The sequence below is a fragment of the Microcystis aeruginosa NIES-4325 genome, from assembly GCF_008974145.1.
In the GTDB taxonomy this organism is placed as follows: domain Bacteria; phylum Cyanobacteriota; class Cyanobacteriia; order Cyanobacteriales; family Microcystaceae; genus Microcystis; species Microcystis aeruginosa_G.
This window is the reverse complement of sequence record NZ_BJKP01000058.1, coordinates 1-10,349: the sequence shown is the minus strand read 5'-3', so window position 1 is coordinate 10,349 and position 10,349 is coordinate 1. Positions and strand designations below refer to the sequence as shown.

6 protein-coding genes and 3 pseudogenes are annotated in these 10,349 nt (G+C 44.6%); 4 read left to right on the top strand and 5 right to left on the bottom strand.

Translation table 11 applies throughout. The features are described 5' to 3' along the window. Nucleotides 1–188: 188 nt before the first annotated feature. Together MiAbW_RS18315 and MiAbW_RS18300 are read right to left on the bottom strand one after the other, a co-directional pair. Complete coding sequence (locus MiAbW_RS18315) at nt 189–1,307, bottom strand: peptidylprolyl isomerase (RefSeq protein WP_151697258.1); 1,119 nt, start codon at nt 1,305–1,307, stop codon at nt 189–191. A gap of 1,034 nt (nt 1,308–2,341) precedes the next feature. Next, nucleotides 2,342–2,692: pseudogene (locus tag MiAbW_RS18300) on the bottom strand (phosphoenolpyruvate carboxykinase (ATP)); the annotation flags it as partial. A gap of 279 nt (nt 2,693–2,971) precedes the next feature. Here MiAbW_RS18300 and MiAbW_RS18295 point away from each other — a divergent pair. Continuing rightward, complete coding sequence (locus MiAbW_RS18295; RefSeq protein WP_151697257.1) at nt 2,972–4,348, top strand: cobyrinate a,c-diamide synthase; 1,377 nt, start codon at nt 2,972–2,974, stop codon at nt 4,346–4,348. 272 nt (nt 4,349–4,620) lie between these two features. On the opposite strand, the pseudogene MiAbW_RS20610 reads toward MiAbW_RS18295, so the two are convergent. Beyond that, nucleotides 4,621–5,007 (bottom strand): annotated as a pseudogene (locus tag MiAbW_RS20610) (hypothetical protein). A gap of 595 nt (nt 5,008–5,602) precedes the next feature. Between MiAbW_RS20610 and MiAbW_RS18280 the strand changes: the two are divergent. The 3 genes and pseudogenes from MiAbW_RS18280 to MiAbW_RS18275 all read left to right on the top strand — a co-directional run bounded on the left by MiAbW_RS18280 (nt 5,603) and on the right by MiAbW_RS18275 (nt 8,221). Then, on the top strand, nt 5,603–7,456 hold the full coding sequence (locus tag MiAbW_RS18280) for an iron uptake porin (protein WP_151697255.1): 1,854 nt from the start codon (nt 5,603–5,605) through the stop codon (nt 7,454–7,456). Nucleotides 7,457–7,668: 212 nt separating this feature from the next. Continuing rightward, nucleotides 7,669–7,806: pseudogene (locus MiAbW_RS19670) on the top strand (IS630 family transposase); the annotation flags it as partial. Between the two features lie 253 nt (nt 7,807–8,059). After that, nucleotides 8,060–8,221 carry a zf-TFIIB domain-containing protein gene (locus MiAbW_RS18275; RefSeq protein ID WP_238707343.1) on the top strand — a complete coding sequence of 54 codons (162 nt, stop codon included), beginning with the start codon at nt 8,060–8,062 and terminating at the stop codon, nt 8,219–8,221. Here MiAbW_RS18275 and MiAbW_RS18270 read toward each other — a convergent pair. Together MiAbW_RS18270 and acsF are read right to left on the bottom strand one after the other, a co-directional pair. Further along, nucleotides 8,210–8,722 carry a zinc ribbon domain-containing protein gene (locus MiAbW_RS18270; RefSeq protein WP_151697253.1) on the bottom strand — a complete coding sequence of 171 codons (513 nt, stop codon included), beginning with the start codon at nt 8,720–8,722 and terminating at the stop codon, nt 8,210–8,212. The two genes, MiAbW_RS18275 and MiAbW_RS18270, sit on opposite strands and share 12 nt — an antisense overlap. Before the next feature lie 157 nt (nt 8,723–8,879). Beyond that, complete coding sequence (gene acsF, locus MiAbW_RS18265; protein ID WP_151697252.1) at nt 8,880–9,956, bottom strand: magnesium-protoporphyrin IX monomethyl ester (oxidative) cyclase; 1,077 nt, start codon at nt 9,954–9,956, stop codon at nt 8,880–8,882. Nucleotides 9,957–10,349: the final 393 nt, after the last annotated feature.

Below are 10,349 nucleotides of genomic sequence, written 5' to 3'. Positions count from 1 at the left end.
AATTAAATTCTCGAAAGATGGAGAAGATGGAGTAATTGTCAGGCTGCATCGCTTTCACTAGCGGGGAATATTGACCCCGACAATTGCCACTTTTCCAGGGTATCGGGGGAAGCACCCAGAATCTGAGATGCTTCCCCTATCTTGACTAATCTCTGTGCCTTGACAAAACCTAGTTAAAAACCTCCAACCTAGCTAGGTTGGACGAGATTATTTAAGCCATAAACCACTTTAGCGGTGATAATCTTATCTTTATCGGTAAGTTCTTCTAACACCTCTTTTCCCTCGACTAAATAGCCAAAAACCGAATAACGACCATCCATGAGATTAAACCCCGGAGGAGTTAATTCATTATCGAATTTAAAGAAAAAGAATTGCGAGGAACCTCCGTTAGGATTAGTATCCGGACGCGCTAGGGCCAATGCACCGAAAGCGTTAAAAGGCAAGGCAAGACTGGGTAAGTAAATTCCTAATTCTTCGAGAGTATTGCCATAAACTGGTTCTTCTTCCCCTTTGATCAAAATTTCTAAGGGAATAGAGCGATATTGCTTAGTTTTCGGGTCAATAAATCCCTCTTCTGCACCGACGGGATCCCCAGTTTGAACAACGAAATTATCTTCGCTGCGAATGAAGGGTAAACCGTCATAAAAACCCCGTTGGATTAAATCCACAAAGTTACCCCCATTAACTGGGGCGCTGTAACCATCCACAACGATAGTTAAATCTCCTTTGGTTGTCTGCATCTCTACGGTGGCGCGTCCTCGCAATTGCGGCAAGTTAGCGTATTCCGGGGGAACGTTAAAGGGAAAGCCCACCACCATTAATTCTTCTAAAGCGGTGATATTATTGAGCAATTCCCGTCTGGTTGACCAAACTGCCTCTTTATCCTTCGCTTCTACAGCCGTATCGAGGGATGCCACTCCCGTTTTCAGTTTTTCGATTAATTCCTCCCCTTGGCTTTTACTTGCTTCGGGAACACTATCTAAGATAGCCTTGCTTTTGGTAGAAAGGGCATAATTGGCATCCTTGACATCTTTTTTAATCGGACTCCAACGTTTGGCCCGCAGATGTTTGGCAATATCTTCGATCGATTGTTGCACTTGACGAATTGGTTTATTATCTATGGGTAAGGCATTGCGTAAAATAGCAGTGGGATCCGTTACTGCGTCACCCTGAGCAAGCACAGCTAAAGCAGGGGCAGTCCCTTTAGCGGTGAACAGACTTAAGATTAAAAATAGTGCTAGGGCGATACTAGCACCACTTTTTAAGAAAAATTTACCCCATTCCCGTAATCTTGTCTTTATTTTCATATTTTGGTCGGTTCCTCAATGGCTATACCTATCCAAAATACTTGTAGGCTTTTAGGGGAACCCTTGTCAATAGCTGAGAAAACCGAGTCAGGGGAAGATAAATGTTTTGACATACCCCACGCCTTAAACGGACGTGGATTCTTCTAGCATCACTGCTGAGAATTTCTGGCTCAACGAGTCCACTTGAATTAGATTCCTGGCGAAATCCCACCCAGAGGTGGTTCTCTCCTCAAACTTTCGCGACCTTACAGAAGCCTGTTCTCGTATGCCCTACGATACAGTTCAAAACCTCTAAAATAATTGGTTTCTTTGGTACTTGACACTTAGAGCTTTTACCTATAGGAGCATTCCCCTATAGAACCCCATCACTCTAGTTTTCAAGGCTTCGTCCGTGAGCTTTTGCCGAACGGTGCGTTCATCCGGCGATGACTGGGTTTTTTAAGCGGTTGCTTACCCTGCCCGCTATTCTTAATATCATACATCCTATAAAGTCGCCCTAAAAGGGCGAGGCTTTAAACCCAATTTTTCGGTAACTGATGCTAGAGATACTAACCTGAAGATTTTCTCTCAGCCAAATTAAGCTGTTTTCTGGGCATTGCTGCCAATTACCCGCAAAAAGTGGCTAAAGGGTTGGCAACCGAATTAGTTTTTGGTTGTGCATCAAATTTCCTCTTCTCTCCAAAGATATAAGCTCGATTAATTCCGTATTTTAGAGCATTTTCATCAAGTCACTGTTGGGTTTTTGTCAGCAGGGTTTGTCTTTCCTGTTCTCGTTGAATATCTCTTTCTTTGAGGATTTTCTCGAGTTTTGGGGTAGGAAAAGCGCTGATGGGCTATTTTACCATTTAGTTTATAGCGGTTCTCACGCCTGTGTAGCACACTTAAACCTTTGACAATTAAGCGTTTCAACATTGATAATGTACCTCTTGCGAACAGGAAACGCTATAAGTGGGATACCAACAGACGCCCCTGAAAATCAAACTGCGAGAAAATCTCACTTTAACTGATAGTTGATAACCGATTCCTTGATGCTGCTATTCCCAAATTAGACCAGCTGCCATTATTTCTTGGGAAGCAGTGGTAAATTGAAGGAAATTTTCTACGAAACGATGGGCTAATTCTTGCGCTTGTAGGTTGTAGGATTCGCCATCTTGCCATGCTTGTGGAGGATCAAGGATTTTTTGGGCAACTGCTGGAACAATTTCGGGGACGAGAACCTGAAAGATGGGATGAGGATGGAAAAAGACTTCCTCTAAATCGCCATTTAAAGCTGCGGAAACCATAGCGCGGGTGTGTTTGCTCGAAATGCGATCGCCGAATCCGTAGGGACTGCCGGACTAACCAGTACTAATCAGATAAACGGAGGTTTCGGGGTGTTGTTCTAAACTGCGTTGGACTTGCAAAAGTACCTATCAATTCTCGCTCAATATCTAAAAGTATCCAGTTTTTGGGGAGGGATAATTGGTACATATCAAGTCAAATAATTTCTCTGTTGTGATCCTAAACGTGGTCAAATTGATTTCGCCGCTAATAAAAAAAGTCGATTGACACACAGGACGAGTTAGCGGCGAAAATTAAATCTATTAGCCGTTGGCAACCCTTAGAATTAATTGTGTAACAGGCTAATTAAGTCTAGCTCGATCTCGAAAAAAAAACAACTAATAATGATCATCGCAGGAGAAAGAAGCGGAGTCGGTAAAACGACGATTACTCTGGCAATCTTGGCCTATTTAATCAGTCGTGGCGATCGAGTGCAATCTTTTAAAGTTGGGCCCGATTATATCGATCCCATGTTCCATACTCATTTTACCGGTCGCCCCTGTCGCAATCTCGATCCGGTTTTAACTTCTGAAGACTATGTAAAAACCTGTTTTGCCCAACATTGTCAAAATGTCGATTATGCTCTGATTGAAGGGGTAATGGGGCTATTTGATGGTATTCAATTAAGCGATACTCAATTTCCCGATTATGCCAGTACCGCCCATATTGCCCGTATTTTAGGGCTTCCTCTGCTGCTAGTTATCGATTGTAGTCGTTTATCTACCTCTGTCGCCGCTATTGTCCGTGGTTATCAATCTTTAGACAAAAATCTCCATCTAGTCGGAGTTATTCTCAATCGGGTTGGTAGCGATCGCCACCTGCAATTACTGCAAACCGCCCTAGAATCCATCAATATGCCGATTGTCGGGGTTTTGCGTCGTCAAGATTCCCTGATAATTCCTGATCGCCATCTAGGATTAGTTACCAGGGATGAACTAGGAGAAATCAGGGAACTGCAAGATCAACTGGCTTCTATTGCCCAAAACTGCTTTAATTGGGACATTCTCCTGCCTTTGCTGACTATTTCTCCCCAAGAGAACCCGAAAAATCCCCCAGTAGCAAATAAGCTTTTTCCCCCTATCCGTATCGGTATTGCCAGAGATAAGGCTTTTAACTTTTATTACCCCGATAATCTCGATATTTTAGCCAATTTAGGCGCAGAATTAATCTTTTGGAGTCCCTTGCAAGGAGCAAATTTGCCCGAAAACCTGCAAGGATTGTACTTCGGTGGCGGTTTTCCCGAAATCTTTGCCCCAGAATTAGCGGCTAACACCCCTATCTTAACCCAGGTGAGAAAAGCGATCGCCTCTGGAATGCCCACCTACGCCGAATGTGGGGGATTAATGTATTTATGTGACAAAATAGTTGATTTCGAGCAAAAAAATCATTCTATGTTGCAAATAATCCCCCAATCTGCTATAATGTCCCCAAAGTTAACACTAGGTTATCGGCAAGCCATCGCCAAACAGGAGACGATCCTGCTCAAAGCAGGTCAACCAGTGCGCGGCCATGAATTCCATCGCTCCCAATTAAGCGGGGTGAGCGACGCACCGATTTATCAACTGCAAGCATTCCCCAAAAGTACTATCAATGGCGAAGGGTGGCAAGGTAAAAATCTACACGCTTCCTATCTGCACCTCCATTTTGGAGCTAATCTAAGCCTGCCGAAAAAATTTTTAGCTGCCGGCCTTGATTTTTTGCGAACAGCTGCGTTAAGCTAGTTGCAGACAAATTTGATAATCAATCCGTTCAGGGATACAGGAGGTGATGTCGATGGTAGAAAGTAGTAAAAGCATGGGTCTCCTAATCGACAATAGCCGGCTGTGCGCCGGGGCTGTTCTCTAGACCCCCACGTCTAAACAAGATTTAGACTAGCTGGAGTTCCTTCCGGCAGTCTGGTGTCGATTCCGATGACCCGCTACACCGCCCTTACCGAGCAATTGGTAAGGGCGGATAGTTTTTCAGGGTTTCCCGCCATCTCTGCACTTTAACTCTACGGGCGCAAACTAACCCATCGCCGATTCTGGTTTGGGGACACCGTTTTAACGCCTGTCACCGAGATAATATCGTTGGCCAGATTCTCCGCCATCATGGGAATTAATCGATTTATGTTATTGTTATAGGCTTTGATCCAGAATTCAGCTAGTTTCTCTCTAGCCTCCTCATTGACGTAGATAGTTTTATCTGGCATAATCAATACCATTGCCACATGACCAGAGTTTTCCGTGATGGCAAAGACAAACTGATCACGGTCGGACTTGAGACCTTCGTACCAGTAGTCTAGGTGTTCTTCTAATTCTTATTCATAGAGAGCGCGTTCCATCTTGCCATCTTCTAGCAAGGCTTTACGCAGTGTATGGGCTATCTTTCTTTTTTTCATGGTCTTGTCCCTGTTTTTGTGGGCGTTAAGTTTTGCTGATTAGACATCACTCGATACTTAACAGTGTCACTACAGAAATCATCAATAGACATATCCATAATATTATCTCAAGACTAAAAGTCTCTCTAGTTAAGGAATCTACCAGAATAAAAATGATTTTAATTGCCTCATATTTTTTCAGTAAAATTGAATTGGCAAGGATAGATATACATTCCAACCATCGAACTATTTAGCTAGTACACAAGAGAAAGGCAAGCTGTGACTAGGTTGTAATTTTTTGGAGATGTCTAATTAACCTGACAACAAGCCAGTTTAGTCGTCGTTATCAAAATCACAGAACCCGGCCCGACTCGTCTAGACGAGCTTGTTATTGGAGCTTAAGTCTTCTCTCTGTAACGATTCTAACCTACTTTAGTTTTTGTTTAAGTGCCGTTATAATCGACAGGGTGGCCAGTTTATCAACTGGTTAAGGGAAAAAAATGAGATCGCATCTTTCCCTAAGCAATTAAATCGTGTATAATGGCGAAAGAGTAGTAAGGCTATATGCGTCGTCAAACTGTGTAGTCAACCTATAAGGTGTGAGGAAAAAACCATCATGTTAAAAATGTTCTGGAAATCATTGCTGGTTAGCCCAGCGATTTTAGGGGCTACCCTAGTAGCTTCCGCTAATGCTAGTAGCTTCGATCCCGTCAAATCTACCAGTGTTTCTACCGAATTTAACAGTCTAGAAATCGCTCAAGTTCAGGACAACGGTGCAGGAACTGGCGAATTACTCAATCAGATCGAGCGCTACGGTAACGAAGGCCAAGTTGCCCCCGTACAGGGCAACAGCATCGATCAAGTCACTAGCGTTAACCAATTGCGCGATGTTTCCCCCACCGCTTGGGCTTATGAAGCCCTAAGAAGCCTTGTGGAGCGCTATGGTTGTATTGTTGGTTATCCCGATCGCACCTTCCGCGGCGACCGAGCTTTAACCCGTTGGGAATTTGCGGCTGGTTTAAACGCTTGCTTAAACGTGATGGAACGTTTAATTCAAGATGGTGTCAACGTCCTCAAGGAAGACTTAGATGCCCTCAAGCGCTTGATGGACGAGTTCCAAGCCGAGTTAGCGGCCTTGGGAGCCAGAGTTGATAACTTAGAAGGCCGGGTGTCTTTCCTAGAGAATAACCAATTCTCCACCACTACCAAATTAGCTGGGGAGGTTATCTTCGCTGTCACCGATACGGTCGGTGCCGGTAGCCCCGCCTCCCAGGCCGCCATGCAATACCGCGCTCGTTTAGTTTTAAACACGAGCTTCACCGGTCAGGACGTGTTGAAAACCCGTTTATCGGCGGGTAGTGCCACTCGCTTCGGATTTGATTACAAATCGACCACCACACTACAAAATGGTGATCCCGCTTCCGTCAGATTCGATAACCTGCAAAGTCCTTCCCTATCCCAAACTTGGACCGGCGCAGGTAACGGTAGCGATGTGGTTCTCGACTGGTTGGCCTACTATACCCCGATTGACTTAGGTTATTTTGGTCGCTTTAATACCTACGTCGCTGCTTGGGGCGGTATTTGGAATGACTTCGTTCCCACCACTAACCCCTTCTTTGAAGACTTCGACGGTGGTAATGGTGCGCTATCTACCTTTGCTTCCGAAAACCCCATCTACCGCATCGGTGGCGGTTCTGGGGCCGGTGTTAACCTACAGTTAGGCTTCCTCCAAAGCATTCTTGGTCCTACTTCCCTATCTTTAGGTTACTTAGCTGGTGGTGCTACTTCTCCTGCTGATCCCAATCCGGGCAACGGTCTCTTTAACGGGGACTACGCCGCTTTAGCACAGGTTAACGCCAATCTTTTCAACTTCTTGAACCTTGGCTTTACCTACGTTAACGCTTACCAAAGTGCTGACACAGCCATCTTCGGTAACGGTGGTTCCTTCGGTGCAACGGGAAGTTCTGCGGCTAACCTTTCCCAAACTCAGTTAAATACCCTGCTCAACGTCAACGGCAACGATCCTGATAGCGTCACCCTACAGGATGAAGTCGGTTTCTTCAACTTCGGAGCCAAAGTATCTAATAGCTACGGTTTAACCGGTGCAGTGGATATTGGTTTTGCCAGCTTGAGTGCCTTCGGTTCCTACTCCACCGTGCGCCTACTCGGTCTCGGTGACGCGGAAGTGTGGACTTACGGTGCCGGTATTGCCTTCCCCGACTTGGGTAAAGAGGGAAATATCTTAGGTCTCTTTGCTGGTGCGCAGCCCTACATCGGTCACTTAAGCTTCCGGGACATGGGTCTAAAAGTATCTAACATCGTTCCCTACCACGTTGAATTGTTCTACAAGTACCAAGTCACCGACAATATTTCTATCACCCCCGGTGTTATCTGGATTTCTGCACCTGAACAGTTCAAAGGCACTGGTAACGAGTGGATTGGCACCCTCCGCGGCACCTTTACCTTCTAGAATTTCCTAAATTAAACCCGAAACCCCACCGATGGTGGGGTTTTGTTTTAGGCAAATAGACGCTGATATTCGGCTCTTCTCGACTTTGTGTGATAATTTTTGCTTATGAAATCGTGAAATGTTTACTGGGAAAGACTTTTAGGACTATTTTGTTAAATAGACTATCAGTATAGACCAGTATAGACCTCGTTTCCACACAGAAACCAGAAGAGCCAAAGTCGGAAGTCAGTGAGATGTTCAATATCAGTCGTAACACGATTGATTTATGGTTAAAGCGGCGAACAGAAACGGGAGATTTTCAAGCCAAGCCCAATCTACCTCCCAGTCATAATCACAAAATTACCGATTGGGATATAGCGGTTCTCACACCTGTGTGGCACACTTAAACCTTTGATGATTAAGCTTTTCAACATTGATAATGTACCTCTTGCGAACAGGAACCGCTATATACTAAACCAAGAAAAAGTCGGCGATCGCCCGTCTCCGCCTGTCCCCATTGTCGTCAACAGATGTTGAGAATGTTAGACATCGATGATATAGCGTTTCTGATTCACACGAGGTACATTCCCGATCCTGAACAGCTTAATCAGCAAAGATTTAAGTGTGCCGCACAGATGCGAGAACCGCTATAAACACGCCATTTGGTACGAAAAGTGTGATCGCTGTCAGGGAATCTGGTTAGAAGCGGGTCAATTCAGCCAATATAAACAGAATTTTGCACCAAAAGGAGTTATAGATTTAGCTAAACAGGTTTTATTGCTGTAACTGATGACCACAGCTACTACAAAAGCGATCGGTTGCCGCTACTTTTGCCCCGCATTGACTACAAAATCGCGTTTTACTCACGGTTTTTGTGTCTCTCATACTCATTTTCATATCTCCCATTCGCATTTCCATGGGGGCAAAATTCATCGACATATTACCCATTTTCATCGGTTGCATCGGTTGCATCGGTGGGGAGGAGAAACTGGTAGTGCTTGTCGATTGAGAAGACTGAGAAACTCCAGAGGTATGAGGAGAGGAACAACCAATACTGCTTCCTTGAATTTGGATTCTGTGGGGTCCGGTTTCGGTGATAATTTCAATAATTGCCCCTTGGGGAATTATCTCTATTTGGGGTTCTTTTGTCCAAACTCCCGTGGCAAAACTACTGCTAGACTGCTGTTGTTGTCCCACTGCACCACTAGCGAGAGTTACAATCGTCTGCAGCCCTTGATTATCGAGATAGAGACGTTGCCCTGTGGGTAATTCACTATAAATAGCCATATTTTTGACAGTGAAAAGTAAAAAGTAAAAACCTAGTTCACACCCCTAGTAGCCAGTCTAGCGAGGATAGAAATGTTAGAGGATTTTCTTAAGAATTTTATCGACAAAAAAAGGGTGGTTTAACCCACCCTCACCATGTCTCAAGAAAACAAACTTTTTAACGGACGCTACCGGCTAATTTATCGACCCGAATCGGTTTCATCAGGTACAATTTGAGGAATTGCCAAGCGTTAGAGGCGAAGATAGGCAATTTCTTCAGGAATTTAACTGGTGCGGCACTGTTTTCGCTATCGATCGCCCGTAATCCCTCGTTATTGCGAACACAAATCTCTAGGCGATCATAAAATTCAGGACTATCCACATCAAGAATAATCGGGAAGACGCGGCCGGCGGTTTCATTTGTCTTCTCGATCACATACTTATCGTACTCGCGAGCGTCCAAACCGAGAATGGCGTAGAAACCGGAACGCTGAGTATCATTGAGATACATCGTAGCGAAGACCGAAAGCAGGAAGAAACGACACCAGAGACGAGCGCGCCAATCATTAAGAATATCAGGCTGCGCACGCATAATCGCATCAAAGAAGTCCCCGTGACGGTTTTCGTCTTGACACCAATTCTCGAAGAAGTTAAAAATCGGATAAACCCGATCTTCGGGATGTTGTTCGAGATGACGATAAATGGTGATATAGCGCCAATAACCGATTTTTTCGGAAAGATAGGTGGCGTAGAAGATAAATTTCGGTTTAAAGAAGGTGTAGTTACGGCTTTTGGTTAAAAATCCCAAGTCAAGGGAGAGGTTAAAATCCGATAAAGCCTTATTGAGGAACCCGGCGTGACGCGCTTCGTCCCGGGACATGAGGTTAAAGCATTCTGCGAGGACGGGATTTCTGTATTTTAAACGTCTGCCGAGTTCTTTGTAGAGAAGAAAGCCGGAAAATTCGGCCGTGCAGGATCTTTCCAGAAATTCCACGAATAAGCGGCGAGTTTCGCCATCAATATGCTCCCAAGAGCGATCGAATTCTTGATTGCGAACGAAGTGATGCCTGTTATAATCGGTACGGAATTCCTCTAAAATCGCTTTCAGTTCTTCCTCGTTAGCGGCGATCGACATTTCCGCCATCGCTTCAAAATCAGTGGTGTAGAAGCGGGGAGTGAGGATCGTTTCTTTAGCGGGAACTTTTATACCCGGACGGATTTCCTCGAATTCTGGTTTTTGGATCGTGCTGACCATAGGGATTATTGATTTTACTCTGGGATGATGATTGAGACGAGTAAAGGCTCTGAGGTGATAATGACGAGCCGTGAAAAAACGGCTAGGATTCACTATAGCAAGCTCTCAGCCCTAGACCCCCTTCCTGTTCATTAAAAGTTACAACTCTTAATTAAGCTCTGTGAACAAACGCGGATTTTTGCTCCCAGTCTTGACAAATGTTCGGAGATGTGGGATGTGGGGTTTGTTCAGTGATCAGTAAACAGCCAACCCTAATTACTTCTGTTTATACCAATTCTCTAAATACCGACTACAGATAAAGCCTCAAGAATATAAGCACGTCCTGTAATCGAAGCAATTACCTTCTGGGTCATAACTTTCAGTCTCTCGGTAATTAATTCTCTTAATTCATCT